The 23,661-nt window shown below is 66.5% G+C and carries 28 protein-coding genes; 18 read left to right on the top strand and 10 right to left on the bottom strand.

Annotated elements, in window-relative coordinates; all coding sequences use genetic code 11:
• Window positions 1–4: 4 nt before the first annotated feature.
• Window positions 5–1,858: a feruloyl-CoA synthase gene (locus ACTG4X_RS29390; protein ID WP_440532593.1), complete on the bottom strand. Its 1,854-nt coding sequence runs from the start codon at window positions 1,856–1,858 to the stop codon at window positions 5–7.
• Complete coding sequence (locus ACTG4X_RS29385) at window positions 1,855–2,628, bottom strand: crotonase/enoyl-CoA hydratase family protein (protein WP_093057617.1); 774 nt, start codon at window positions 2,626–2,628, stop codon at window positions 1,855–1,857. The genes ACTG4X_RS29390 and ACTG4X_RS29385 overlap by 4 nt, the downstream gene beginning before the upstream one ends.
• A gap of 104 nt (window positions 2,629–2,732) precedes the next feature.
• Between ACTG4X_RS29385 and ACTG4X_RS29380 the strand changes: the two genes are divergently transcribed.
• Window positions 2,733–3,599 carry an amidohydrolase family protein gene (locus tag ACTG4X_RS29380; protein WP_093177541.1) on the top strand — a complete coding sequence of 289 codons (867 nt, stop codon included), beginning with the start codon at window positions 2,733–2,735 and terminating at the stop codon, window positions 3,597–3,599.
• 15 nt (window positions 3,600–3,614) lie between these two features.
• Here ACTG4X_RS29380 and kefC read toward each other — a convergent pair whose 3' ends face one another.
• Together kefC and kefF are read right to left on the bottom strand one after the other, a co-directional pair.
• Window positions 3,615–5,480 (bottom strand): glutathione-regulated potassium-efflux system protein KefC, encoded by a 1,866-nt coding sequence (gene kefC / locus ACTG4X_RS29375; RefSeq protein WP_093057619.1) that lies wholly within the window; start codon window positions 5,478–5,480, stop codon window positions 3,615–3,617.
• Window positions 5,481–5,482: 2 nt separating this feature from the next.
• Window positions 5,483–6,232: a glutathione-regulated potassium-efflux system oxidoreductase KefF gene (kefF, locus tag ACTG4X_RS29370; protein ID WP_307617067.1), complete on the bottom strand. Its 750-nt coding sequence runs from the start codon at window positions 6,230–6,232 to the stop codon at window positions 5,483–5,485.
• Between the two features lie 92 nt (window positions 6,233–6,324).
• On the opposite strand from kefF, the gene ACTG4X_RS29365 reads away from it, so the two are divergent.
• Complete coding sequence (locus tag ACTG4X_RS29365) at window positions 6,325–6,945, top strand: ParA family protein (RefSeq protein WP_093177544.1); 621 nt, start codon at window positions 6,325–6,327, stop codon at window positions 6,943–6,945.
• A gap of 78 nt (window positions 6,946–7,023) precedes the next feature.
• Window positions 7,024–7,494 carry a MaoC family dehydratase gene (locus ACTG4X_RS29360; protein WP_093057622.1) on the top strand — a complete coding sequence of 157 codons (471 nt, stop codon included), beginning with the start codon at window positions 7,024–7,026 and terminating at the stop codon, window positions 7,492–7,494.
• Window positions 7,495–7,521: 27 nt separating this feature from the next.
• On the opposite strand, the gene ACTG4X_RS29355 is transcribed toward ACTG4X_RS29360, so the two are convergent.
• The 3 genes from ACTG4X_RS29355 to ACTG4X_RS29345 form a co-directional block, all read right to left on the bottom strand.
• The gene (locus tag ACTG4X_RS29355; RefSeq protein WP_440532592.1) at window positions 7,522–7,818 is read right to left on the bottom strand and encodes a DUF4148 domain-containing protein; all 297 of its coding nucleotides are present in this window, start codon (window positions 7,816–7,818) and stop codon (window positions 7,522–7,524) included.
• 126 nt (window positions 7,819–7,944) lie between these two features.
• Window positions 7,945–8,406 (bottom strand): tRNA (uridine(34)/cytosine(34)/5-carboxymethylaminomethyluridine(34)-2'-O)-methyltransferase TrmL, encoded by a 462-nt coding sequence (trmL, locus tag ACTG4X_RS29350; RefSeq protein WP_093057648.1) that lies wholly within the window; start codon window positions 8,404–8,406, stop codon window positions 7,945–7,947.
• A 31-nt stretch (window positions 8,407–8,437) separates the two neighbouring features.
• On the bottom strand, window positions 8,438–9,190 hold the full coding sequence (locus ACTG4X_RS29345) for a phosphoribosyltransferase family protein (protein WP_440532591.1): 753 nt from the start codon (window positions 9,188–9,190) through the stop codon (window positions 8,438–8,440).
• 23 nt (window positions 9,191–9,213) lie between these two features.
• On the opposite strand from ACTG4X_RS29345, the gene ACTG4X_RS29340 reads away from it, so the two are divergent.
• From ACTG4X_RS29340 to ACTG4X_RS29305, 8 genes are all read left to right on the top strand, one after another.
• The gene (locus ACTG4X_RS29340) at window positions 9,214–10,128 is read left to right on the top strand and encodes a biotin synthase (protein WP_093079528.1); all 915 of its coding nucleotides are present in this window, start codon (window positions 9,214–9,216) and stop codon (window positions 10,126–10,128) included.
• 236 nt (window positions 10,129–10,364) lie between these two features.
• Window positions 10,365–10,841, top strand: a complete 477-nt coding sequence (locus ACTG4X_RS29335; protein ID WP_093057649.1) for a DUF2244 domain-containing protein — start codon at window positions 10,365–10,367, stop codon at window positions 10,839–10,841.
• A gap of 61 nt (window positions 10,842–10,902) precedes the next feature.
• Window positions 10,903–12,081 carry a cytochrome c oxidase subunit II gene (gene coxB / locus ACTG4X_RS29330; RefSeq protein ID WP_093079525.1) on the top strand — a complete coding sequence of 393 codons (1,179 nt, stop codon included), beginning with the start codon at window positions 10,903–10,905 and terminating at the stop codon, window positions 12,079–12,081.
• A 46-nt stretch (window positions 12,082–12,127) separates the two neighbouring features.
• On the top strand, window positions 12,128–13,768 hold the full coding sequence (gene ctaD / locus ACTG4X_RS29325; protein ID WP_093057627.1) for a cytochrome c oxidase subunit I: 1,641 nt from the start codon (window positions 12,128–12,130) through the stop codon (window positions 13,766–13,768).
• 27 nt (window positions 13,769–13,795) lie between these two features.
• Window positions 13,796–13,909: a cytochrome oxidase small assembly protein gene (locus tag ACTG4X_RS29320; protein ID WP_440532590.1), complete on the top strand. Its 114-nt coding sequence runs from the start codon at window positions 13,796–13,798 to the stop codon at window positions 13,907–13,909.
• A gap of 33 nt (window positions 13,910–13,942) precedes the next feature.
• Window positions 13,943–14,569, top strand: coding sequence for a cytochrome c oxidase assembly protein (locus tag ACTG4X_RS29315; RefSeq protein ID WP_093057628.1), 627 nt, complete (start codon window positions 13,943–13,945; stop codon window positions 14,567–14,569).
• A complete protein-coding gene (locus ACTG4X_RS29310; RefSeq protein ID WP_426390366.1) occupies window positions 14,566–14,796 on the top strand; it encodes a DUF2970 domain-containing protein in 231 nt (76 codons plus the stop codon). The genes ACTG4X_RS29315 and ACTG4X_RS29310 overlap by 4 nt, the downstream gene beginning before the upstream one ends.
• 73 nt (window positions 14,797–14,869) lie before the next feature.
• Entirely contained in the window at window positions 14,870–15,751 is an 882-nt protein-coding gene (locus ACTG4X_RS29305; protein ID WP_093057630.1) for a cytochrome c oxidase subunit 3, read from the top strand.
• Between the two features lie 77 nt (window positions 15,752–15,828).
• Here ACTG4X_RS29305 and ACTG4X_RS29300 read toward each other — a convergent pair whose 3' ends face one another.
• Complete coding sequence (locus ACTG4X_RS29300; protein ID WP_093057631.1) at window positions 15,829–16,059, bottom strand: twin transmembrane helix small protein; 231 nt, start codon at window positions 16,057–16,059, stop codon at window positions 15,829–15,831.
• Window positions 16,060–16,086: 27 nt separating this feature from the next.
• Here ACTG4X_RS29300 and ACTG4X_RS29295 point away from each other — a divergent pair, with 27 nt between their 5' ends.
• The 6 genes from ACTG4X_RS29295 to ACTG4X_RS29270 are packed head-to-tail and all read left to right on the top strand — an operon-like array spanning window position 16,087 to window position 21,214.
• Window positions 16,087–16,938, top strand: coding sequence for an SURF1 family protein (locus tag ACTG4X_RS29295; RefSeq protein WP_440532589.1), 852 nt, complete (start codon window positions 16,087–16,089; stop codon window positions 16,936–16,938).
• A complete protein-coding gene (locus tag ACTG4X_RS29290) occupies window positions 16,925–17,605 on the top strand; it encodes a hypothetical protein (RefSeq protein ID WP_093057633.1) in 681 nt (226 codons plus the stop codon). The genes ACTG4X_RS29295 and ACTG4X_RS29290 overlap by 14 nt, the downstream gene beginning before the upstream one ends.
• An 8-nt stretch (window positions 17,606–17,613) precedes the next feature.
• The gene (locus ACTG4X_RS29285; RefSeq protein ID WP_093057634.1) at window positions 17,614–18,846 is read left to right on the top strand and encodes a COX15/CtaA family protein; all 1,233 of its coding nucleotides are present in this window, start codon (window positions 17,614–17,616) and stop codon (window positions 18,844–18,846) included.
• Complete coding sequence (cyoE, locus tag ACTG4X_RS29280; protein ID WP_093057635.1) at window positions 18,843–19,748, top strand: heme o synthase; 906 nt, start codon at window positions 18,843–18,845, stop codon at window positions 19,746–19,748. The genes ACTG4X_RS29285 and cyoE overlap by 4 nt, the downstream gene beginning before the upstream one ends.
• Window positions 19,749–19,758: 10 nt before the next feature.
• Complete coding sequence (locus ACTG4X_RS29275; protein WP_440532588.1) at window positions 19,759–20,376, top strand: SCO family protein; 618 nt, start codon at window positions 19,759–19,761, stop codon at window positions 20,374–20,376.
• Between the two features lie 16 nt (window positions 20,377–20,392).
• On the top strand, window positions 20,393–21,214 hold the full coding sequence (locus ACTG4X_RS29270) for a DNA alkylation repair protein (protein ID WP_440532587.1): 822 nt from the start codon (window positions 20,393–20,395) through the stop codon (window positions 21,212–21,214).
• Between the two features lie 44 nt (window positions 21,215–21,258).
• Here ACTG4X_RS29270 and rpoH read toward each other — a convergent pair whose 3' ends face one another.
• Together rpoH and ACTG4X_RS29260 are read right to left on the bottom strand one after the other, a co-directional pair.
• On the bottom strand, window positions 21,259–22,200 hold the full coding sequence (rpoH, locus tag ACTG4X_RS29265; protein ID WP_093079510.1) for an RNA polymerase sigma factor RpoH: 942 nt from the start codon (window positions 22,198–22,200) through the stop codon (window positions 21,259–21,261).
• A gap of 98 nt (window positions 22,201–22,298) precedes the next feature.
• On the bottom strand, window positions 22,299–22,763 hold the full coding sequence (locus tag ACTG4X_RS29260) for an Mpo1 family 2-hydroxy fatty acid dioxygenase (protein WP_440532586.1): 465 nt from the start codon (window positions 22,761–22,763) through the stop codon (window positions 22,299–22,301).
• Window positions 22,764–22,948: 185 nt separating this feature from the next.
• Here ACTG4X_RS29260 and ACTG4X_RS29255 point away from each other — a divergent pair, with 185 nt between their 5' ends.
• Entirely contained in the window at window positions 22,949–23,659 is a 711-nt protein-coding gene (locus tag ACTG4X_RS29255) for a response regulator transcription factor (RefSeq protein ID WP_440532585.1), read from the top strand.
• Window positions 23,660–23,661: the final 2 nt, after the last annotated feature.

Raw genomic sequence — 23,661 nt, 5'->3', positions numbered from 1 at the left:
GGGGTTAGCGGGGCTTGACGGTGAAGGGCAGGGTGCCGTCGTGCATTGCATCGGCCAGCGCGGCGCGATGCTTGAGCACGGCGCGCTGGTTGATGGAGCCCTTGTCGGTCACTTCGCCCTTGTCGATGGACGGCGGCTCGGCCATCAGGTGCAGCCGTGCAATGCGGTTGGCACTGCCGGTGGCGCTCGCGGCCAGCGTGTCGGCGACCTGCTGGAAGTGCGCCTGCACCGGTGCGCTCTCGAGCACCTGCTGCATGGTGGCGTCGGGGGCCAGGCCGGCGAGCTGCCGCACCTTCTGCGTAGGGAAGATCAGCGCGCCGACTTCCTTCAGGTTGATGCCGGTCAGCACCGCGTCCTGCACGTATGGCGCGCCGGCCGCGATGATCTTTGCGCGCATGGGGCCCACGCTCACGAAGGTGCCGGTGGCGAGCTTGAAGTCTTCGGCGATGCGGCCGTCGAAGCGCAGGCCGCGGTGGATGTTGCCGTCGTCTATCCACTTCACGGCGTCGCCGGTGGAGAAGAAGCCTTCGTCGTCGAAGGCCTCGGCCGTGGCATCGGGCGCGCGCCAGTAGCCGGGCGTGATGTTGGGGCCGCGGTAGCGCACCTCGGTCTTGCCGTCGACGTCGATCAGCTTGAGCTCGATGCCGGGTGCCGGCAGGCCCACGTCGCCCGACTTCACGTCGGGGCCGGTCACGTAGAGCGCGAAGGGGCCCGATTCGGTCATGCCGAGGCCGGTGCCCATGACGATGCGCTCGCCGACTTCCGACTCCTGCGTCTTGTGCAGGCTGTCCCACACGGGCTGCGACAGCGCGGCGCCCGAGTAGAAGAACATCTTCACGCGCGACAGCAGGTTGCGGCGCAGCACCGCGTCGGTTTCCATGGCGTGCGCGATGGCCTCGAAGCCGGTGGGCACGTTGAAGTAGATGGTGGGCGCGATCTCGCGCAGGTTGCGCAGCGTCTCGGCCATGCCGCCGGGCGTGGGCTTGCCGTCGTCGACGTAGAGCGTGCCGCCGTTGTCCAGCACGATGCCCACGTTGTGGTTGCCGCCGAAGGTGTGGTTCCAGGGCAGCCAGTCGACCAGCACCGGCGGCTCTTCGCCCAGTGCTGGAATCGACTGGCGCAGTTGCTGCTGGTTGGCGCACCACATGCGGTGCGTGTTGATCACGGCCTTGGGCATCTTGGTGGAGCCCGAGGTGAAGAGGAACTTGGTGATGGTGTCGGGGCCGGTCGACTGCATGACCGCGTCGATGGCCGGCGTGGCGAGTGTCGAGGCCAGTGCGTCGAGCGAGGTGGTGGCGCGGCCTTCGAGCTGGCCTTCTGCAATGACGACTTCGGTTTCGGCGGGAACGACGGCTGCGATGGCGCGGCCGTAGCGCGCGGCATCGGTGGCGAACACGAGGCCCGGCGTCAGCGTGTCGAACACGTGGCGCAGCTTCTCGAAGTCCTGGCTCACGAGCGAGTAGGGCGGCGACACGGGGCAGTAGGGCACGCCAGCGTAGAGGCAGCCGAGTGCGAGCAGCGCGTGATCGATGCCGTTCTCGCTGAGGATGGCCACAGGGCGCTCGGCATTCAGGCCGCGGTTCAACAGGGCTTGTCCGATACCGCGGGCCTTCTGCAGCGCCTCCGCGTAGCTCACGCGGATCCAGTCGCCGGTGCTGCCGTCGGCCAGCCGTTCGCGGCGGGCGATGAAGGTGCGATCGGGCGTCTGTTCGGCCCAGTGCGCGAGGCGGTCGGTCATGCGCTCGCGGTAGGTTTCGAGCTGCGTCTCGGCGGTCAGGTACTGCGTGCCCGGTGCGCCGTCGCGCAGCACGGCGCGCGTCACGCCGAAGGCCAGGGGGCGGTATCGGATGGCGGTCATGTCTTGCTCACCTTCGCGCCCCGGCCTTCGAGGAAGTCGCGCACGCGTTCCTTGGCTTCGGGGGCGGCCTGTGCGATGCCGGCCATCAGCGCTTCGGTGAAGAAGCCGTGGTCGGCCGACTGTTCTGCAATGCGCGGCAGTGCGTGCATCAGCGCGTAGTTGGTCAGCGGCGCGTTGGTGGCGATGCGCTTGGCGAGTTCGAAGGCCTTGTCGAAGGCCGTGCCTTCGTCGACCAGGTACTGCGCGAAGTTGGCGCGCTCGCCGTCCTCGGCGTTGTAGACGCGGCCGGTCATCATCATGTCGGTCATGCGAGCCACGCCGATCAGCTTGGGAATGCGCACCGAGCCGCCGCCGCCCACGAAGATGCCGCGCGAGCCTTCGGGCAATGCGTAGAAGGTGCTGCGATCGGCCACGCGGATGTGGCAGGCGCTGGCCAGTTCGAGCCCGCCGCCGACCACCGCGCCGTGCAGCGCCGCTACTACCGGCACCGGGCCATGCTGGATGAGATCGAGCGCCGCGTGCCACATGCGCGAGTGCTGCAGGCCCTGGCCGGCGTCGCGCTCTTTCAGCTCGCTCAGGTCGAGGCCGGCGCAGAAATGCGGGCCTTCGCCGTCGATCACCGCGGCGCGCACCGTGGAAGGCAGTTTCTCGAAGGTGTCGCGCAGCGCGAGGATCAGGCCGTCGGACAACGCGTTGCGCTTGGTGCCGCGCGTCAGGCGAACGATGGCGACTTCGTCGCGGAGCTCGATGTGAAGGTCTGGATTGGTCATGATGGTGTTCGGGGTTGCGTTGGATTATGGTTATGAGAAATAATCAATTCAAGGCATTTGGACCTGCCCGATGCTAGGGACTTACCCGTACTGGAGACAAACACATGGACCACCAGAACCTGATCGCGATCGACATCCACACCCACGCCGAGGTGAGCTGCTGGAACCCTTTCGACAACTACGGCGAGGAATACGACCGCGCCGCCGACAAGTACTTCGGCTCCAGCGGCCGGCCCACCATTGCGGAGAGCGTGGCGTACTACCGTGAAAGAAAGATCGGCCTGGTGATGTTCATGGTCGACGCCGAATCGAACATGGGCCGCCGCCGCATCCCGAACGAGGAAATCGCCGAGGCCGCGCAGAAGAACAGCGACATCATGATCGCCTTCGGCAGCATCGATCCGCACAAGGGAAAGATGGGCGCACGCGAGGCGCGCCGGCTCATCGAGGAGCACGGCGTGAAGGGCTTCAAGTTTCACCCGACGGTGCAGGGCTACCACCCCTACGACAAGATGGCCTGGCCCATCTACGAAGTGATTGCCGAGTACGGCCTGCCGGCTATCTTCCACACCGGCCACAGCGGCATCGGTTCTGGCATGCGCTGCGGCGGCGGCCTGCGGCTCGAATACAGCAACCCGATGCACCTGGACGACGTGGCCATCGACTTCCCCGACATGCAGATCGTGATGGCGCACCCCAGCTTCCCCTGGCAGGACGAGGCGCTGAGCGTGGCCACGCACAAGCCGAACGTGTGGATCGACTTGTCGGGCTGGAGTCCCAAGTACTTTCCGAAGCAGTTGGTGCAATACGCCAACACGCTGCTGAAGGACCGCATCCTGTTCGGCAGCGACTACCCGCTGATCACGCCCGACCGCTGGATGCGCGACTTCGAGGCGGCGGGGTTCAAGCCCGAGGTGATGCCGGGCATCCTGAAGGGCAATGCGGTCAGGCTGCTGAAGCTGGCGGCCTGACCGGCGGCGCGGGCGCTACGCGTCCGCTTCTTCCTTCGGCGCGGTTTCCTCGCCGTCCAGCCGGTCCCAGTCGCGCCCCGAGCGGCGCTGCCGCTCCTCGCGCTCGCGCGCCATCTGCTCCTCGAACTGCTGCCGGCCCGCCTTGTTGGCGGCGATCAGCTTGGCGCGGTCCTTGTAGTGAGGATAGATCTCGTCGCTGAGCTTGATGTTCCGGCGGCGAAAGCGCATGGTCGATTCGCGCGCTTCATGCGCCGGCCAGCCCAGCGCTTCGAGCGTCGCACGGGCGCTGCGCAGCGACGATTCGAACACCTCGCGCTCGACCTCCGTCACGCCGCGGTCGCGCAGCTGGAACAGGTGCGTCACGTTGCGCGCCCGCGCGATGATGCGGGCCTGCGGAAAGTTCTCCTTCACGAGATCGACGATTTCGAGCGACTGCTCGATGTCGTCCACCGCCACCACGATGGCTTTTGCCGTGCCGGCTCCCGCGGTGCGCAGCAGGTCGAGCCGGGTGGCGTCGCCGTAGAACACGCGAAAGCCGAACTGGCGCAGGCCTTCGACGGTGTCGGCGTCGTGGTCGAGCACCGTCACGCGCAGGCCCTGCGACATCAGCATGCGCCCGACGATCTGGCCGTAGCGGCCGAAGCCGCAGATCAGCACCTTGGCGTCCTGCTGCTCCGAAATTTCTTCGAGCTGCGGGCCCTGGTTGCGGCTGTAGCGCGGCAGCACGAACTTGTCGAGCAGCACCAGCAGCAGCGGCGACAGCAGCATCGACAGCGCCACTGCGCCGATCAGCAGCGATGTGATCTCGGGCGGCAGCACATCGGGCCCCGCGGCCTGGAACACCACGAACGCGAACTCGCCGCCCTGCGCGAGCAGCAGCGTGAACACGGGCCGCTCCTGGTAGGCGATGCCCATCGCCTTGGCGAGCGAATAGATCACCACCAGCTTGATGACCATGAAGCCGACCACCAGCATCGCCATGACCCACGGGCTCGCGATCAGCACGCCGAAGTTGATCGACATGCCCACGGCAATGAAGAACAGGCCCAGCAGCAGGCCCTTGAAGGGCTCGATGTCGGTTTCGAGCTCGCGCCGGTATTCGCTTTCTGCCAGCAGCACGCCGGCGAGAAAGGCGCCGAGCGCCATCGACAGGCCCACCAGCTGCATCAGCGCCGCGATGGCCACCACCAGCAAGAGGGCGGCGGCGGTGAAGATCTCGGGCGTGTCGCTGCGCGCGATCCAGCGCAGGATAGGGCGCAGCAGCAGCCGGCCGCCGAGGATGATGCCGCCGATCACGCCGAGGATCTTTGCGGCTTCCAGCGCCCGCTCCAGCCCGGTGATCGACTGCTCGGCCGCGGTGGCGCCGGCAAGCAGCGGCAGCAGCGCGAGGATGGGGATGGCCGCCACGTCCTGGAACAGCAGGATCGAGAAGCCGGCCTGCCCGCTGGGCGTCTTCAGCAGGTTGCGCTCGCCGAACACCTGCAGCGCGATGGCGGTGGACGACAGCGCCAGGCCCAGCGCGGCCACCAGTGCCACGCGCCATTCGGCGCCCACCGCCCAGCCCACGGCGAACAGCACCACGGCGCAGCTCAGCACCTGCGCGGCGCCCCAGCCGAAGATGGGACGGCGCAGGCTCCACAGGCGCTTGGGTTCGAGTTCGAGGCCCACGAGAAACAGCATCAGCACCACGCCGAACTCGGCGAAATGCAGCACGTCCTCGACGCTGGACACGAGCCCCAGCCCCCAGGGACCGATGGCGATGCCGGCCACGAGGTAGCCGATGATCGAGCCGAGGCCCAGGGCCTTCGAAAGCGGCACCACCAGCACGGCGGCGCCAAGATAGATAAGGCTGCTGGTCAGCCAGGCGGGTGCGTGTTCCATGCTCAGGCCGCCTTCTTGCCGTGGTTGTCCGCGGAGGCGTTCGCAAGGCCGTGGGTCACGGCGGCATGGAAGGCGCTGGCGGCCGCCTTGTCGAGCTCATCGACCTCGGCCGGCCGATCGCTCTCGGGCACGGGGCAGGCCACGCAGGCGTCGATCTCCTCGATCTCGGGCCAGTCGGGGTAGCTGCCCAGGCGCTGGGCGAAGGTTTCGACATGCGACTTCACATCCGCCTCGCTTGCGCTGCGCGCGCCGTAGAAGATCAGCGGCGGCAGAAAGCGCATGCCGCACAGCGCAGCGGTCTGCTCGTAGGGCGGCAGGAAGGCGTCGAAAAAGTAGCGGTGGTAGTTCTGCGGGTGGTAGCTCGCTTCGGGGCTGCCCGTGGTGGCGACCAGCCAGAGGTCCTTGCCCTGCAGGGCCGTGCCGCCGGGGCCATAGGCCCAGCCGTAGCTGAGCACGTCGTCGACCCAGAGCTTCTGCAGCGCGGGCATCGAGTACCACTGGATCGGGTGCACCAGCACCACGAGGCTGGCCTGGGCGAGCCGGGCCTGCTCGGCCTCGACGTCGATGGCGAAGTCGGGGTAGCTGCCGTAGAGGTCGTTCACGTCGACGCCGGGCACGGCGCGCGCGGCGGCGAGCATGCGGCGGTTGACTCGGGAGTCGCGCCAGTGCGGGTGCGCCGCCAGCACGTAGATGCCGCTGGAATTGCCGCCGGAGCTGTCGGCGGGATTTCCCATGGATGTTGTTGTCGTCATCCCGCGAACATATCTCAGTCGGGGCCGATGCGTCGGGCAAAAACGCGCCAGCGACTACCATTCCAGCTGTCCCAGTTCTGGAGGAGAGCTTTATGCCGGTGGTTCTGGTCGCCAATCCCAAGGGTGGGGTCGGCAAGTCGACGATCGCGACGAATGTTGCGGGCTATTTCGCAAGCCGTGGTCATGCCGTGATGCTGGGCGACGTGGATCGCCAGCAGTCTTCGCGGCTCTGGCTGGGCCTGCGCCCGCCGCTGGCCCGGCCCATCGCCACTTGGGAGGCCACGGGCGAGAGCACGGTGGTGCGGCCGCCGCGCGGCACCACGCACGCGGTGCTCGACACGCCGGCCGGTCTGCACGGCTGGCGCTTCAAGGAGGTGCTGGCACTGGCCGACCGCGTGATCGTGCCGCTGCAGCCGAGCATCTTCGACATCTACGCGACACGCGATTTCCTCGACCGGCTGCAGGAGAACCGCCGCGCCGAGAAAACGAAGATCGGCCTCGTCGGCATGCGCGTGAACGCCCGCACGCTGGCGGCCGACCGGCTCCACGAGTTCATCGCCGGGCTCGGCGTGCCGGTGATCGGCGAGCTGCGCGACACGCAGAACTATGTGCAGCTCGCGGCGCGCGGGCTCACGCTGTTCGACATCGCTCCCGGCCGTGTGCAGCGCGACCTGGAGCAGTGGCAGCCGATCTGCGAATGGCTCGACGCCTGAGCCGCCAGCCTGCTCCCGGTTTTCCCTGAGCCCGGTTGTCGCCCGCCCGACAGCCGTGCGGGCGCCCCAGACGCCAGAATGCCTCGCATGACAAAAAAGACATTCCAGACCCTTCAGGATCTCGCTGCCTGCGTCGGCCAGGAAGTCGCCGTGAGCGACTGGATCACCATCACGCAGGAGCAGGTCAACCAGTTCGCCGAGGCGACGGGCGACCACCAGTGGATCCATGTCGACATCGAGCGAGCCAAGGCCGGCCCCTTCGGTGGGCCGATTGCCCATGGTTTCCTGACGTTGTCGCTGCTGCCGCGCTTCTACGAGACGGCACTCGACGTGGTCGAGTCGCGCATGGGCGTGAACTACGGCTTGAACAAGGTGCGCTTCATGTCGCCGGTGCCGGTGGGCAAGCGCCTGCGGGCTCGCATGAAGCTGCTGACCTCAGAGGCGATTGCCAACGATGGCTTCCAGATGACCTGGGAAACCACCATCGAGCTCGAAGGCGCCGCCAAGCCGGCCTGCGTGGCCGAGTCGGTGGTGCGCCGCTACCGCTGAGAAAGCGGCAGCCCTCCCTCTTTCTTCTTACATCCGGCGGTCGGCCACTTCGCCGTAGGTGGCCGCACCCTGGCGGGTGATGCTCAGTGCACTGGCACGCACCGCATTGCGGTCGACGTTGCCGCTCCTGGCCTGCTGCACGCCGGTGCCGCCGTTATTGATCTGCAGCGGCTGGCGTGCTTCGGCCTGCACTTGCGCGCGCGACAGCGTCGACTGGAAAGGCGTGGGCGGCAGTGGGTTCTGTTCACCCTGGAAGGCCTGGGCGCCGCTGGCGAGGGCGAGCGTGGCGAAGGCGGAAAAGGCAATCGACTTGATGGCATTCATGGCAAGACTCCTTGGGGCAAGGCGGTGGATGGACCAGATGCCGAGCCGCTTTTGCGACCGGCATGTCTTCCATACGTCGCGTCTTGCCGATCGGATGTGCCCCTGATGTTCGAAGGGGCGACCGCTTCAGCCGAAGCCGTTTTGCCGCCAGGCCTCGAACACCGTCACGGCCACCGCATTCGAGAGGTTCAGGCTGCGCTGTCCTTCGCGCATCGGCAGCCGCAAGCGCTGCGGCTCGGCGAAGCTGTCGCGCACGGCGGGCGGCAGGCCGCTGGTCTCCGAGCCGAACACCAGCCAGTCGCCGGGCTGGAAGCGCACGTCGTGCACGGCCCGCGTGCCGCGCGTGGTGAGGGCGAACATGCGATCGGCGGCAGGCTGCTCGGCGGCGAGCAGGGCCTGCCAGTCGGCATGGCGCTTGACCTCGGCGTACTCGTGATAGTCGAGCCCGGCGCGGCGCAGCAGGCGGTCGTCCATCGAAAAGCCCAGCGGCTCGACCAGGTGCAGCGTGCAGCCGGTGTTGGCTGCGAGCCGGATCACGTTGCCGGTGTTCGGCGGGATTTCGGGGTGGACCAGGACGATATGGAACATGCGCCCATTGTCGGCGCGCCGCATCGAAGGCTCAGCGCGGCGGATCGGTCCGGGCCAGCACGACGGCGGTGATGTGGGCCGCACCAGCCAGCCGCAGCACCTCGGCGGCCGTGAACAGCGAGGCGCCGCTGGTCATCACGTCGTCGACCAGCACGAGGCGCCGGCCGCGCAGCTTTTCAGCGCGCATCGGCTCCACCGCGAAGGCGCCGCGCAGGTTGCGTAATCGGTCCGCGCGCGAAAGGCCGCTCTGGGCGGGCGTCTCGCGGGTGCGCAGGAGCAGGGTGGCGTCAGTCTTGGAAGGTGCCAGCCGCCGTGCCAGTTCGTGCGCCTGGTTGAAGCCGCGTTCGCGCAGCCGGCCGGGTGCCAGCGGCATCGGCAGCACGACGTCGCAGGCCTCCAAAGCCGGCTCTACCCAGGGCGCGCTGCGCAGCAGCGTGGCGAACGGCCCGGCCCAGCCTGCCTCGCCACGGAACTTGAAGGCTGCGATGGCGTCCGGCCACGGCCACGCGTAGGTGCAGGCCGCGAGGCAGGCGTCCAGCGGCGGCGGGTGCTTCACGCAATCGCCGCAGCGGCTCACGCCTTCGGGCACGGGCAGGGCGCAGCTGCCGCATCGCGCGGTGGGCGGTGCGAAACGGGCCACGCAGGCATCGCACACCGGGCGCGAAGGCCAGGCGCGGCAGACCGCGCACTGGCTGGGCAGCCGCGCAAGCAGCGAAGTGAAGGCCCCGAGAGGCCTGAAAGGCAGGAAAGGCAGGAAAGGCCACAGGGCCCGATGGCTGAGCATTGCCTCAATATACTCACGGCCCCATGGCCACCGACCCCTCACGACGACCGCCGACCATCGATGCCACGGCGGCGGCCCGCTGGCGCCGGCTTGCGCCTGCCGACGGCTCCCCCTGGCTGCACGAGGAAATCGGCCGCCGCATGGAAGACCGGCTGCAATGGATCAAGGCCCAGCCCCGCACCTGGGCCGACTGGGCGCCGCTGCGCAGCGGCCTCGAGGCGCACGAATTGGTCGCTCGCCGCTACAAGGACGCCGCTTCTTTCGTGATCGAACCGGAGCCCGCGCTGGCCGCCGCAACCGGCCAGGCGCTGAGCGCGCCGTGGTGGAGCGCGCGCCGCTGGCAGGCTGGCAAGGCGCGCTTCGACGCACCGCCCGAAGACGGCGTCGACCTGCTCTGGGCCAACATGTCGCTGCACATGGCGGCCGACCCCGAAGCGCTTATTTCGCACTGGCACAAGCTGGTGGCGACCGACGGCTTTCTCATGTTCTCCTGCCTCGGGCCCGATACGGTGCGCGAGCTGCGCGCGCTGCATGCCCGCCTCGGCTGGCCGGCCGCAGGCCATGAGTTCACCGACATGCACGACTGGGGTGACATGCTGGTGCACGCCGGCTTTGCCGAACCCGTGATGGACATGGAGCGCATCGTGCTGACCTGGGCCACGCCCGAGGCAGCGCTGGCCGAGCTGCGCACGCTGGGCCGCAACCTGCACCCGGCGCGCTTTGCGGCGCTGCGCGGCAAGGCCTGGCACCAGTCGCTGAAGAAGGCGCTACCCGAGCTCGCGCCGGCCGAAGAAGGCGGTGGGCGCATCGCGCTGACCTTCGAGGTCATCTACGGCCACGCGTTCAAGCCGGCGCCGCGCGTGTCGTTGTCGGCCGAAAGCGCGGTGTCGCTGCGCGAGATGCGCTCGATGCTGCAACGAGGTCGTCCGGGCGCTTGATCGCCCGTTCGATCGCCTGTTGATCGTGCGGCAAAAACGCATGGCGCACGAGCCGTTTTTTGCCTACTAGTAGTGACCCGTAGGCGTCCCACAGGGCACTCGGGCGCAGATATCTACCCGCTACAATCCGCCGTTGCGTGAAACTCGCGGGTATTGTCCCGCGATCGAGGGGTGTCGAATCCTGTTTGTACGAGGGGTTTGGCGACCGTCGACGCACCGATTTGCTGAACTCGCCCGTGTCGAATTCCGTGTTTCGATTTGCCACCGTTTCAGGCCAGAGCATCCACTGGTTCCTGAAGCGGAATTGCTCGGTGACGCCGAGCCAGCTGGGCTGGCTCTACGCCTCGCTGTGCGTGGTATCGCTCGGCATCGGCACCCTGTTCTGGCTGCACGGTGCGCCGCTGGTACTGCCTTTCGCCTGGCTCGAACTGGCCGCTGTCGGATTTGCGTTCATGGTCTATGCACGGCATGCGACCGACGGCGAAAAGATCGCGCTGCAGGAAGGGCGGCTCGTCGTGGAGCTCGAGAACGGCGGGCACTACGAACGCACGGAATTTCTTCCGCACCAGGTGCGGATCGAACCCCAGACCGGCGATCGCTCGCTGATCGAGGTCTCGGGGCAGGGTCGATCGGTCAGGGTGGGGCGCTATGTACGCCCGGAGTTGCGTGCGGCGTTGGCCCGCGAGATTCGCATGGCGTTGCGTGGCGCCTGAGGGGGCTCGCGCAGTGCTGCACGGTTGGGTTTGTCGAAAAAATTGAAGAAACGTGAACACGATGAAGAGCATTTGGCGCAATAAGTACAGGCCGGCGAATCTGTTGCTGGCGGCCGGCGCGGCTTTCAGCAGCGCGGCGCACGCAGTCAACGATCTGCCCGGCGGCCCCTCGGTGCGCCAGTTGAATCTTCCGGTCGGCGTGACCAAGATCGCGCAGGAGCAGCATCTGCTCCACACGATCATGATGATCCTGTGCACGGTCATCTTCGTCGCCGTGTTCGCGGTCATGTTCTATTCGATCTGGAAGCACCGCAAGTCGGTCGGCCACAAGGCGGCCAACTTCCATGAATCGGTGGTGGTCGAGGTCATCTGGACCATCGTGCCCTTCCTCATCGTGATCGTGATGGCGCTGCCTGCCACCAAGGTGCTGGTGGCCCAGAAGGACACCACCAACGCCGACCTCACGATCAAGACCACGGGCTACCAGTGGAAGTGGGGCTACGACTACCTGAACGGCGAAGGCGAGGGCCTGGCCTTCATCTCCACGCTCGACAGCTCGCAGCGCGCCATGTCCGACGCAGGCGCCAAGGGCGCGATGCCCGACGACTACCTGCTCAAGGTCGACAACCCGCTGGTGGTGCCGGTCAACAAGAAGATCCGCATCATCACCACCGCGAACGACGTGATCCACGCCTTTGCCGTGCCGCAGCTGGGCCTCAAGCAGGACGCGATCCCCGGCTTCGTGCGCGACACCTGGTTCCGCGCCGAGACCGTGGGCGACTACTACGGCCAGTGCCAGGAACTGTGCGGCAAGGAACACGCCTACATGCCGATCCACGTGAAGGTGGTCTCGTCCGCCGACTACACGACCTGGGTGGCAGCCAAGCGCAAGGAAGCCGCCGCCAAGCTCGACGACCCGACCAAGGTCTGGGCGCTGCCCGACATGCTGGTGCGCGGCGAGAAGGTCTACGCCGCCAACTGCGCCGCCTGCCACCAGGCCAACGGCAAGGGCGCTGGCCCGATCAAGCCGCTCGACGGCTCCCCGAAGGTGACCGACGCCGATCACAAGATCCAGCTGACGGTGCTGCTCACCGGCCAGAACAACGGCGCGATGCCCTCCTGGAAGCAGCTGAGCGATACCGATCTCGCGGCAGTGGCCACGTACACCAAGAACAGCTGGTCGAACAAGACGGGCCAGCTGGTGCAGCCGGCCGAAGTGCTGGCCCTGCGCGCCAAGTGATGCGGCAGCAGCGCCCCGCGACGAAGAAATTGCAAGGAACAACGAAATGAGTGCAGTCCTCGACCCCCACGGTCACGCAGTCCCCGGCGACCACGCACACGACGAGCATCACGATCACCACGCGCCCACCGGCTGGCGCCGCTGGGTGTTCGCGACCAACCACAAGGACATCGGCACGCTCTACCTGCTGTTCAGCTTCACGATGCTGATGGTGGGCGGCGTGCTCGCGCTGCTGATCCGCGCCGAGCTGTTCCAGCCCGGCCTGCAGCTGGTGAACCCCGAGCTGTTCAACCAGTTCACCACCATGCACGGCCTGATCATGGTGTTCGGCGCCATCATGCCGGCCTTCGTGGGCTTCGCGAACTGGATGATTCCGCTGCAGGTGGGCGCCTCCGACATGGCGTTCGCGCGCATGAACAACTTCAGCTTCTGGCTGCTGATCCCGGCGGCGCTGATGCTGGTGGGCTCGTTCTTCATGCCCGGCGGCGCACCCGCTGCCGGCTGGACGCTGTACGCGCCGCTCACGCTGCAGATGGGCCCCTCGATGGACGCCGGCATCTTCGCGATGCACATCATGGGCGCCTCGTCGATCATGGGTTCGATCAACATCATCGTCACCATCCTCAACATGCGCGCCCCCGGCATGACGCTGATGAAGATGCCGATGTTCTGCTGGACCTGGCTCATCACCGCCTACCTGCTGATCGCCGTGATGCCCGTGCTTGCCGGCGCCATCACGATGACGCTGACCGACCGCCACTTCGGCACCAGCTTCTTCAACCCCGCAGGCGGCGGCGACCCGGTGATGTACCAGCACATCTTCTGGTTCTTCGGCCACCCCGAGGTCTACATCATGATCTTGCCGGCCTTCGGCATCATCAGCCAGGTGGTGCCGGCCTTTGCCCGCAAGCGCCTGTTCGGCTATGCCTCGATGGTGTACGCCACCTCGTCGATTGCCATCCTGTCGTTCATCGTGTGGGCGCACCACATGTTCACGACCGGCATGCCGCTCACCGGCCAGCTGTTCTTCATGTACGCGACCATGCTGATCGCGGTGCCCACGGCCGTGAAGATCTTCAACTGGATCGCGACCATGTGGCAGGGCTCGATGACCTTCGAGACGCCCATGCTGTTCGCGGTCGGCTTCATCTTCGTGTTCACGATGGGCGGCTTCACCGGCCTGATCCTGGCCGTTGCGCCGATCGACACGCAACTGCAGGACACCTACTACGTGGTGGCCCACTTCCACTACGTGCTGGTGGCCGGCTCGCTGTTCGCCATGTTCTCGGGCTTCTACTACTGGGTGCCCAAGTGGACCGGCGTGATGTACAACGAAACGCGCGGCAAGGTGCACTTCTGGTGGTCGCTGATCTCGTTCAACGTGACCTTCTTCCCGATGCACTTCCTGGGCCTGGCCGGCATGCCGCGACGCTATGCCGACTACCCGATGCAGTTTGCTGACTTCAACGCGGTGGCTTCGGTCGGTGCCTTCTTCTTCGGCTTCGCTCAGGTCTACTTCTTCCTCTTCATCGTGCTGCCCACCATGCGCGGCAAGGGCGAGAAGGCCACGCAGAAGCCGTGGGAAGGCGCCGAAGGCCTCGAATGGGAAGTGCCTTCGCCGGCACCGTTCCACACCTTCGAGAACCCGCCCAAGCTCGACGCGACCGCCACCAAGGTGATCGGCTGATCGCCCGGTGACTGAATCGAAAGCACGATGACACCCGAACAGAAAAGGAACAACCGTCGCATGGGGCTCACGCTGGCCTCCATCGCGGTGGTGTTCTTCTTCGGCTTCATCGTTCGCATGGTCTGGTTCAGCGGCCGCTGAACCGCCACCCACGCAACGAACGGGAGCACATGCATGAGCCTCGGTCCACGCATCCGCCGCGCCAATGTCCGCATGGTCGGCAAGCTGGCCGTCGTGGCCTGCGGCATGTTCGCGTTCGGCTATGCGCTGGTGCCGATGTACCGCGCCATCTGCGAGATGACCGGCATCAACATCCTCGCGCTCTCCGAGCTCGAGGTGCCGGGCGGTGCCAGCGGCGGCAAGAACGTGCGCGTGCCCGACAACACGCAGGTCGACATGACCCGCACCATCACGGTCGAGTTCGACTCCAACGTGCGCGGCGGCCTCTGGGACTTCAAGCCCGCGGAGCGGACCATCCAGGTGCACCCGGGCCAGCTCAACACGGTGATGTATGAGTTCCAGAACGTGCAGAACCGCCGCATGGCTGCGCAGGCCATTCCGAGCTACGCGCCGCAGCAGGCGGCGCCGTACTTCAACAAGCTCGAGTGCTTCTGCTTCAACCAGTACACGCTCGATCCGGGCGAGAAGAAGCAGTGGCCGGTCGCGTTCGTGATCGACCCCAAGATTTCCAAAGACGTGAAGACCATCACGCTGTCGTACACCTTCTTCGAAGTGGGCGGCAAGACACCCGCGGCGCCTGTGGCGGCCGTTTCGAACACCGCCAATGAGCCGCGCTCGTGACCGATCCACTGAACCAGCCGGGGCCCCGGCCGAAGGCTTCGCTGTGGGACACAGTGAAGGCGGTGGGCTGGTCGTTCTTCGGCGTGCGCAAGAACAGCGCCTACCAGGAAGACCTGGGCAAGCTGAACCCGCTGCACATCATCGCGGTGGCGTTCGTGGCCGTGATCGTCTTCGTGGTCGCACTGGTGCTGCTGGTGCGCCATGTGGTCGCATCGACCGCAGCCTGACTGACGAAAAAGCATTCCGCGACAGCAAGCAGAATCCATTGAATCGAGAGAAGAAAGAAAGCCAGGAGCTGATATGAGTTCAACCACCCACGGCACCACGCCCTACTACTTCGTGCCCGGACCGTCGGCCTATCCGGTCTCGGCCGCGATCGGCCTGTTCTTCGTGATCCTGGGCGCCGCGCAATGGATCAATGGCCACGAGTGGGGCGCGTGGTCCCTGCTGGCGGGCATGGTGATCTGGCTCGGCACGCTCTTCGTGTGGTTCCGCACCGCCATCGGCGAAAGCGAGAGCGGCCAGTACGGTCACAAGGTCGACCTCTCGTTCCGCTGGAGCATGAGCTGGTTCATCTTCTCGGAAGTGATGTTCTTCGGCGCGTTCTTCACCGCGCTGTGGTGGGCCCGCACCCATTCGCTGCCCGCGCTCGGCAGCCTGGACAACGCGATCCTCTGGCCCGACTTCAAGGCTGTGTGGCCCAGCGTCGCCGCAGGCGCGACCGCTTCGCCGGCCGGCATCGTCGAGCCCTTCCAGACCGTCGGCCCGTTCTGGCTGCCCACGATCAACACCGCGCTGCTGCTGAGCTCGGGCGTGACGCTCACCATTGCCCACCATGCGCTGCGTGCCGGCCACCGTGCACAAACGATCCGCTTCATGTGGCTCACCGTGCTGCTCGGCATGATCTTCCTGGGCGTGCAGGGCTACGAGTACCACCACCTGTACACCGAACTGAACCTCAAGCTCAGCTCGGGCACCTACGGTTCGACTTTCTTCATGCTGACGGGCTTCCACGGCCTGCACGTGTTCATCGGCATGCTGATGCTGCTGTTCATCACGCTGCGCCTGCGCAAGGGCCACTTCACGCCGGAGCGCCACTTCGGCTTCGAAGGCGCGGCCTGGTACTGGCACTTCGTGGACGTGGTCTGGCTCGGCCTCTACATGCTGGTCTATTGGCTTTGAGCGAAGAACCTCGCGGCATTCCACGAAAAAGGCGCCGTAAGGCGCCTTTTTCGTGGTTCTCGTGGAACGAGCACCATCTACTTGCCGAGCGGGAGTCCGGTGGGCTGGATGTAGCCGAGTTTCCAGGCGAGCAGCATGCAGAGGAACAAAAACACCGACAGGCCGATCCGAAAGGTGAGCGCTCGCGCCATGCCGCCGCTCTTGGCGCGCCCGTTGCGCCCGTCCTTCAGCATGAAGTACAGGGCGAACGCGAGGCTCGCGAAGATGCCCAGGAACACCAGGGCGACGAAATATTTCATGACCCGCATTATCGGCCGCACGCCCCGTTCTCTCCAGTGACCCCTGAACCCTTGTATTCCGAAGACCGGCGCCGCCCGGGCCGTTTCTGGCTGATCACCATCGCCGCCGTGCTGACCGTGGCGGCCACCGTTTCGCTAGGCCGCTGGCAGCTCTCGCGCGCCGCGCAGAAGGAAGCGCTGCAGGCCGACATCGACGCCCAGAAGCTCAAGCCGGCGCTGACCCAGGCCGAATTCCTGGCGCTGGAGAAAGCCTCCGACTCGTTGCACCGTCCGGTGCGCCTGCGCGGGCTCTGGCTGCCAACGCAGACCGTGTACCTCGACAACCGCCAGATGCACGGCACGCCCGGCTTCTACGTGCTGACACCCTTCGCCCTCGAAGGCACCGAGCAGGCGGTGATGGTGCAGCGCGGCTGGATCCAGCGCAATTTCGTCGATCGCACGCAGCTGGGTGCGGTCGAGACGCCAGCCGGCATCGTCGAGGTCACGGGCCTGATCGAGCCGCCGCCGAGCCATCTGCTGGAGCTGGGCACGTCCGCACCGACGCCCGTGCCCACCGCCTCTGCACCCGCCACGGCAGCCTCCGCGCCGGCCGCCCCGGCACCGGCCGCCGAAGGGTATTCGCCCATCCGGCAAAATCTCGACCTGGAGGCCTTCCGTGCCGAGACCAAACTGCCGCTGCGCACCGACGTGTCGCTGCAGCAGAGCGGACCGGCTTCCGAGGGCCTGCAGCGCGACTGGCCGGCCCCGGCGCTGGGCCTGGAGAGGCACTACGGTTACGCATTCCAGTGGTTCGGCCTGTCGGCCCTCGTCGTCATCCTCTATGTCTGGTTCCAATTCATCACACCCTTCCGCCGCTCAAGGCGCCGCGCACGCGATGGCCGCTTCTGACGAGCCGCTGGGCCTGACGGTGCATTCGATGCCGTCGCCCAACCAGGCGCTCGACGGTGCGGAGGGCCGGCGCACGGTCGTCGGGCGCTGGAAGATGATCGCCGTGATGCTGATGTGTGCGGCGCCGGTCATTGCCTCGTACTTCACCTACTACGTGATCCGGCCCGAAGGCCGCAGCGTCTATGGCGAGCTGATCGATCCGCAGCACGAGCTGCCGAAGCTGATCGCCACCGACCGCAACGGCGCTCCGGTCGACTTCGCCACACTCAAGGGCCAATGGCTGCTGGTGGCCGTGGCCGATGCGGCCTGCGACGCGCTGTGCGAGCAACAGCTCTACCTGCAACGGCAACTGCGTGAAAGCCTGGGCCGCGAGAAAGACCGCATGGACCGCGTCTGGCTCGTGAGCGACGCCGCTCCCGTGCCTGAGCGCCTGAACAACGGCCTGCACGGCGCCACCGTGCTGCGCGTGCCGGCCGACCAACTGGCCAAGTGGCTCGCGCCTGTGCAGGGCCACTCGCTGGCCGAACACCTGTACGTGGTCGACCCGATGGGCAACTGGATGATGCGTTTCCCCGCCCGCATGGACGCCGCCGGCGCCGGCCGCGCCAAGCGCGACCTAGACCGCCTGCTGCGCGCCTCGGCGTCGTGGGACGAACCGGGCCGCTGAGACCTCGCATGGACACGAGCTCGCTCTACGATCTGAAGCCCATCGCCTGGCTCATGGCCGCCGGCGTGCTGATCGCGCTCGGCCCGCTGGTGTGGGTGTGGCGCCGCAACGCGGGCGCAGGCCCGGCGCGGCGGCTGCATGCGCTGACCGTGCTCACGCTGTTTCTCACTTTCGATCTCACGCTGTTCGGCGCCTTCACGCGGCTCACCGATTCGGGCCTGGGCTGCCCCGACTGGCCCGGCTGCTACGGCAATGCCAGCCCGGCCGGCGCACGCCACGAGATCGCGATGGCGCAAGCCGCACAGCCGACCGGCCCGGTGACGCACAGCAAGGCCTGGGTCGAGATGGTTCACCGCTACCTGGCAACGGGTGTCGGCGTGCTGATCCTCGTGCTGGCCCTGGCGACCTGGCTGGTGCGCTGGTGGCCTTCCATTGGGCCCAAGGCCGGCAACGCGCCGCAGCCTCCGCCTGCCATCGCGCAAGTTGTGCTGAATCCTTGGTGGCCGACGGCGACGCTCGTTGGCGTGAGCTTGCAAGGCGCATTCGGCGCGCTCACCGTCACCTGGAAGCTGTTCCCGGCCATCGTCACCACGCATTTGATGGGCGCCATCGTGCTGCTGGCGCTACTGTGCATCCAAGCGGTGCGCTACCAGCAGAGCGCGGCGCAGCGACTGCCCACGGCCGTGTCGCCCGCGCTGCGCAACGGACTGATCGCAACCACCGTCCTGCTCGTGCTGCAGATCGCGCTCGGCGGCTGGGTCAGCACCAACTATGCGGTGCTGGCCTGCACGCAGTTCCCGACCTGCCAGGACAGCTGGTGGCCAGCCATGAATTTCGCGCAGGGCTTCGAAATCTGGCGCCACCTCGGCGTGACCGGCGAAGGCCAGCCGCTCGATTTTTCCGCGCTCACCGCGATTCACTACGCGCATCGGCTGATGGCCTATGCCGTGTTCGTCGCGCTCGGCGTGCTGGCATGGCGCCTGCGCCGCATCGAGACACTCCGCCCGCAGGCGCGATGGCTCGCGGGCCTGGCGCTGCTTCAGCTGGCCACGGGCCTTGGCAACGTGCTGCTCGGCTGGCCGTTGGCCGCGGCCGTGCTTCATACCGGCGGCGCCGCAGCGCTGGCCGTGGTGCTCACCTGGGCCCTGTGCGAGAGCCGGCGCGACCTGGCGGCGCAGACTGCGCGCGCCAGTGACAATGCACCAGGTCACAACAACAATCAAAGGAAGGCCGCCGCGTGAGCACCCCGATCCCCGTTCAGCAAACCAGTACCGCGAATGTGCTGCGCCAGTTCTACGCGCTGACCAAGCCGCGCGTGGTGCAGCTGATCGTGTTCTGTGCGCTGATCGGCATGGTGCTGGCCGTGCCCGGCCTGCCTTCGTGGGCCGATGTGCAGCGCGCCGTGCTGGCCTGCATCGGCATCTGGCTGGTGGCGGGTGCAGCGGCGGCGTTCAACTGCCTGGTCGAGAAGGGCATCGACGCCAAGATGAAGCGCACCGCCTGGCGCCCCACGGCGCGCGGGCAGCTCAGCGATCTGCAGGCGCTGATTTTCTCGGCGCTGCTGTGCGCTGCCGGCTCGGTGCTGCTTTGGTTCACGGTCAATCCGCTCACCATGTGGCTGACCTTTGCCACCTTCGTCGGATACGCGGTGATCTACACCGTGATCCTCAAGCCGTTGACGCCGCAGAACATCGTGATCGGCGGTGCGTCGGGCGCGATGCCGCCGGTGCTGGGCTGGGCCGCGATGACGGGCGACGTGGGGCCCGAGGCGCTGATTCTTTTCCTCATCATCTTCCTGTGGACGCCGCCGCACTTCTGGGCGCTGGCGCTCTACCGCGTGGAGGACTACCGCAAGGCCGGCCTGCCGATGCTGCCCGTCACGCACGGCAACGAGTTCACGCGGCTGCAGGTGCTGCTCTATACCTTCATCTTGTTCGCGGCCTGCCTGATGCCCTTCATCTACGGCATGAGCGGCTGGCTGTATCTGGCGGTTGCCGTTGCCGTGAGCATCGGCTTCACCGGTTATGCGTTTGCGCTGTGGCGCAACTATTCCGACACGCTGGCGCGCAAGACCTTCCGCTTTTCGCTGATCCACCTGAGCGTGCTGTTCCTGGCGCTGCTCGTCGATCACTACATTCACTGACCACGTTTCCATGAACAAGCGCAACGCTCTTCGACTGATTGCCGCGGGCGCCGGCTGGGTGGGCGTGACCGCCACCCTCGGCCTGGGCCTCTCGGCATGCAGCGAGACCAAGCAAAGCTTCACTGCGGTCGACATCACCGGTGCCGACTACGCCAAGGACTTCTCGCTGAAGGACGCGGACGGCAAGGTCCGCACCATGGCCGACTTCAAGGGCAAGGTGGTCGTGCTGTTCTTCGGCTATGCGCAATGCCCCGACGTCTGCCCGACCACGATGACCGAGATGGCGCAGGTCAAGCAGCAACTCGGCAAGGACGGCGACAAGCTGCAGGTGCTGTTCGTCACGGTCGACCCCGCGCGGGACACGGCCGAGGTGCTCAAGGCCTACATGGGCGCGTTCGACCCGAGCTTCGTCGCGCTGATCCCGACGGCCGACGAGCTGGTCGCGCTCGCGAAGGACTACAAGGTCTACTACAAGAAGGTCGACGGCAAGACGTCGACCAGCTATTCGATGGACCACTCGGCCGCCAGCTACGTCTACGACACGCAGGGGCGGCTCCGGCTCTATGCGCGCTACGGCGCGGGCGTGCCGTCGATGGTGTCCGACCTGAAGACGCTGCTGGCTTCCTGAGAAAGGCTCCGGGCACATGGACGCCGGCTCGGTCGAGCACCTGAAAGGGCGCAAGGGGGCCTTCCGTATCGCGCTGATCCCGCCCGAGGTGCTGGGCGCACTCAACGACGGGCTGCTCGAAACCGTCAACCTCAACGAATTCATGGCGCTGGAGCTGCCCCGGCTGGCGCGTAGCGTGGCGGGGCACATCGGGCTCGATGCGCAGAGCGAACGGCTGGCCGACACGATCGCGATGCTGAGCGCCTTCAAGCCAATGCAGCGGCATGGGCACATCGCGCGTGCGCTCTACGACCTCACGGCGCTGCATGGCGAGCGCGATGCCGTCGCCCACCGGCTGGCCACGCACGCGAGCGACGTGGCCCGCTGCTGGGCCGCGCAGTGGGTCACGCTCTCGGGCCTGCCGCTGCCGGCGCAGCTGGAGGCGGTGCGCCGCTTCGCCGCCGATCCGCATTTCGGCGTGCGGGAAATCGCATGGATGGCGGTGCGCGACGCGGTCATCGAGTCGCTCGACGAAGCGTTCGCGCTGCTGCAGCCGTGGGTGCTTGACGCCGACTCCAACATCCGCCGCTTCGCCAGCGAGCTCACGCGTCCGCGCGGCGTGTGGTGCGCGCAGATCGATGCGCTGAAGACCGAGCCGTGGCGCGCGCTGCCGCTGATCGAACCACTGCGCGCCGACCCCAGCCGCTATGTGCAGAACTCGGTGGCGAACTGGCTCAACGACGCGAGCAAGAGCCAGGGCGAGTGGGTCGACAAGCTCTGCGCGCGGTGGGTGGCGGAGTCGGACACGGCTGAAACCCGCTACATCGCCAAGCGGGCGATGCGGACGCTTTCCAAATGAAAAAAGCCCGGGATACCGGGCTTTTTCCTTGGAGGGCGGCTGGCTTACGCGTAGTCCGCAAGCGCCTTCTTCATCTTCTTCATCGCCGCGACTTCGATCTGGCGGATGCGCTCGGCGCTCACGCCGTACACAGCGGCCAGGTCGTGCAGCGTCATGCCGCCCGAACCGTCGTCGTTCACCTTGAGCCAGCGCTCTTCCACGATGCGGCGGCTGCGGTCGTCCAATGCTTCGAGCGCCGTGGCAATGCCGTCGCTCGACAGGCGGTCGCGTTGCTGCGATTCGAGCAGGGCGGTCGGTTCCTGCGTGGCGTCGGCCAGGTAGGCGATCGGGCCGAAGGTTTCGTCGCCGTCGTCGGACGGGCCCGGGTCGAGCATGACGTCGCCGCCCGACAGGCGGGTTTCCATCTCGAGCACTTCTTCAGGCTTGACGTTGAGCCGGGTCGCCATCTGCGACACCTCGTCGGGGCTCAGCGTTTCGCGGTGCGTGCCGTTGTCGGCCGCAGCCGAGTCGGCCTTGAAGCCCTGCTTCATCGAGCGCAGATTGAAGAACAGCTTGCGCTGGGCCTTGGTCGTCGCGACCTTGACCATGCGCCAGTTCTTCAGGATGTACTCGTGGATCTCGGCCTTGATCCAGTGCATGGCGTAGCTCACGAGCCGCACGCCCTGGTCGGGGTCGAAACGCTTCACGGCCTTCATCAGGCCGACGTTGCCTTCCTGGATCAGGTCGCCGTGCGGCAGCCCGTAGCCCAGGTATTGGCGGGAAATGGAAACGACGAGGCGCAGGTGCGACAGCACGAGCGCGCCAGCGGATTCGAGATCGTTCTGGTCGCGCAGCTTGCGTGCGAAGCCCTGCTCTTCTTCGAGCGTGAGCATCGGCAGGCGGTTGGCGGCCGAAATGTAGGCATCCAGGTTGCCCAGCGGCGGAACCATCGACCATGGATTGGCGACGGCCAGCTGGTTGGCAGAGACTCCAGACAGCGTTGTCATCAGGGGAAACTCCTTTGTGTGGGCCATATTAGCACTCGGTTAGAGGGAGTGCTAAACCAAGGGTTCCCTTGAATTTCTATCGCCAGAATAGCCAATGGCTACCAGCGCACGCCCAGCTTTAGGAAAAGCTTGGACAGCACGAACAGAGGGCCGACCCACAGATATTGGATGTCTTCGAAGAACGAAGGCTTCTTGCCTTCGATCTTGTGGCCCACGAACTGAAAGATCCAGGCCACCACAAAGATAGCGGCTGAAATCGGCAATACAAGTCCGCCCATCGCATGCACCAGCGCCAGGGCCAGGGCGGTCAGCGCGAGCATGGTCAGCAGGAAGGCCGGGGCGCGCAGCAGGGCGTAGTAGACGAGGCTGGCGGTCACGAAAACATAGGCCACCCAGGGATGGAGCGCGAACAGCAGCCCGACGATGCTCAGCATGATGGCCGGGATGGCAACGAAATGGATCAGCTCGTTGGTCGGGTTGCGGTGGCTCTCTTCGTAGTGGGCGAGCAGGCGGTCGACCTTGCGGTCGGTCGATTCAAGGGGGGCGGCTGCGGTGTGCGTCATGACAAGTCTCCGTGGGCGCCGTTCGGTGCGGCGAGACTTTCGATGGTGCCCACAGAGAAGCCCGATGGCAAGCGCACATGCGATGCGAAATTGCTATCAAAAAAGTAGCATAAAGAACTACAGCCACGGCGGCTGCCATGACTTTATGCACTGTCACCAGAAGGTTACATCGCTAAGATCGGCGCGTGGCATCCTTCGACTCCCCACCCGCACCTCTGTCACCGGCCGCGGAGACTGGCGCGCCCACCCGCACGCCCAGGGCGATCCTGGTTGTGGATGACCACGACCTGCTGCGCCTGGGTGTCTGCGCGCTGGTCCAGGCGCAGGCCACCCCGTCCGGCGCGAACATCGAAGTCTTCGAGGCCGCCAACGTCGCCGACGCGCTCGCGCTGTACGAAACCCACCAGGCTTCCATCGGCCTCGTGCTGCTCGATCTGGCCCTGCCCGACACGCACGGCCTGAGCGGCGTGGCCGAGTTCCGGCTGCGCTTTCCCGCCGCGCGGATCGTGGTGCTCTCGGGCACTGGCAACAGCACGCTGGCGCAGGGCGTGCTCGCGCTGGGCGCCGCCGCCTTCCTGCCGAAGTCGGCCGACCTGAAGGAAGTGGTGAGCTTCATCCGCGCCTGCGGCCTGCTCGATCTCGGCGCGGCGGAGGTGCCGCCACCGGCCGTGCCCAAATCGCTCACCGGCTATGCCGAGTTCGCCCACGCCAGCGCCTGGCAGGAACTCACGCCGCGGCAGATGCAGGTGCTGCAATGGGTGCTCGAAGGCAAGGCGAACAAGGAAATCGCGCAGCTCGCGAACCTGAGCGAAGGCACGGTGAAGAACCATGTCTCGACCATCCTGCTGCTGTTCGGCATGCGCTCGCGCGCCCAGTTGATCAGCACCCTGCATTGAGC

The organism is Variovorax sp. YR566 (assembly GCF_051992195.1).
Lineage (GTDB): Bacteria > Pseudomonadota > Gammaproteobacteria > Burkholderiales > Burkholderiaceae_C > Variovorax.
Note: the sequence above shows the minus strand (reverse complement) of the source record. Positions and strands in the feature narration are given on the sequence as shown.

Bases quoted from the DNA above. Each gene is read 5' to 3' on its own strand.
- ACTG4X_RS29390 (WP_440532593.1), bottom strand. From the start codon at position 1,858: ATGACCGCCATCCGATACCGCCCCCTGGCCTTCGGCGTGACGCGCGCC.
- ACTG4X_RS29385 (WP_093057617.1), bottom strand. From the start codon at position 2,628: ATGACCAATCCAGACCTTCACATCGAGCTCCGCGACGAAGTCGCCATC.
- ACTG4X_RS29380 (WP_093177541.1), top strand. From the start codon at position 2,733: ATGGACCACCAGAACCTGATCGCGATCGACATCCACACCCACGCCGAG.
- kefC (WP_093057619.1), bottom strand. From the start codon at position 5,480: ATGGAACACGCACCCGCCTGGCTGACCAGCAGCCTTATCTATCTTGGC.
- kefF (WP_307617067.1), bottom strand. From the start codon at position 6,232: ATGACGACAACAACATCCATGGGAAATCCCGCCGACAGCTCCGGCGGC.
- ACTG4X_RS29365 (WP_093177544.1), top strand. From the start codon at position 6,325: ATGCCGGTGGTTCTGGTCGCCAATCCCAAGGGTGGGGTCGGCAAGTCG.
- ACTG4X_RS29360 (WP_093057622.1), top strand. From the start codon at position 7,024: ATGCCTCGCATGACAAAAAAGACATTCCAGACCCTTCAGGATCTCGCT.
- ACTG4X_RS29355 (WP_440532592.1), bottom strand. From the start codon at position 7,818: ATGAATGCCATCAAGTCGATTGCCTTTTCCGCCTTCGCCACGCTCGCC.
- trmL (WP_093057648.1), bottom strand. From the start codon at position 8,406: ATGTTCCATATCGTCCTGGTCCACCCCGAAATCCCGCCGAACACCGGC.
- ACTG4X_RS29345 (WP_440532591.1), bottom strand. From the start codon at position 9,190: ATGCTCAGCCATCGGGCCCTGTGGCCTTTCCTGCCTTTCCTGCCTTTC.
- ACTG4X_RS29340 (WP_093079528.1), top strand. From the start codon at position 9,214: ATGGCCACCGACCCCTCACGACGACCGCCGACCATCGATGCCACGGCG.
- coxB (WP_093079525.1), top strand. From the start codon at position 10,903: ATGAAGAGCATTTGGCGCAATAAGTACAGGCCGGCGAATCTGTTGCTG.
- ctaD (WP_093057627.1), top strand. From the start codon at position 12,128: ATGAGTGCAGTCCTCGACCCCCACGGTCACGCAGTCCCCGGCGACCAC.
- ACTG4X_RS29320 (WP_440532590.1), top strand. From the start codon at position 13,796: ATGACACCCGAACAGAAAAGGAACAACCGTCGCATGGGGCTCACGCTG.
- ACTG4X_RS29315 (WP_093057628.1), top strand. From the start codon at position 13,943: ATGAGCCTCGGTCCACGCATCCGCCGCGCCAATGTCCGCATGGTCGGC.
- ACTG4X_RS29305 (WP_093057630.1), top strand. From the start codon at position 14,870: ATGAGTTCAACCACCCACGGCACCACGCCCTACTACTTCGTGCCCGGA.
- ACTG4X_RS29300 (WP_093057631.1), bottom strand. From the start codon at position 16,059: ATGCGGGTCATGAAATATTTCGTCGCCCTGGTGTTCCTGGGCATCTTC.
- ACTG4X_RS29290 (WP_093057633.1), top strand. From the start codon at position 16,925: ATGGCCGCTTCTGACGAGCCGCTGGGCCTGACGGTGCATTCGATGCCG.
- ACTG4X_RS29285 (WP_093057634.1), top strand. From the start codon at position 17,614: ATGGACACGAGCTCGCTCTACGATCTGAAGCCCATCGCCTGGCTCATG.
- ACTG4X_RS29275 (WP_440532588.1), top strand. From the start codon at position 19,759: ATGAACAAGCGCAACGCTCTTCGACTGATTGCCGCGGGCGCCGGCTGG.
- ACTG4X_RS29270 (WP_440532587.1), top strand. From the start codon at position 20,393: ATGGACGCCGGCTCGGTCGAGCACCTGAAAGGGCGCAAGGGGGCCTTC.
- rpoH (WP_093079510.1), bottom strand. From the start codon at position 22,200: ATGACAACGCTGTCTGGAGTCTCTGCCAACCAGCTGGCCGTCGCCAAT.
- ACTG4X_RS29260 (WP_440532586.1), bottom strand. From the start codon at position 22,763: ATGACGCACACCGCAGCCGCCCCCCTTGAATCGACCGACCGCAAGGTC.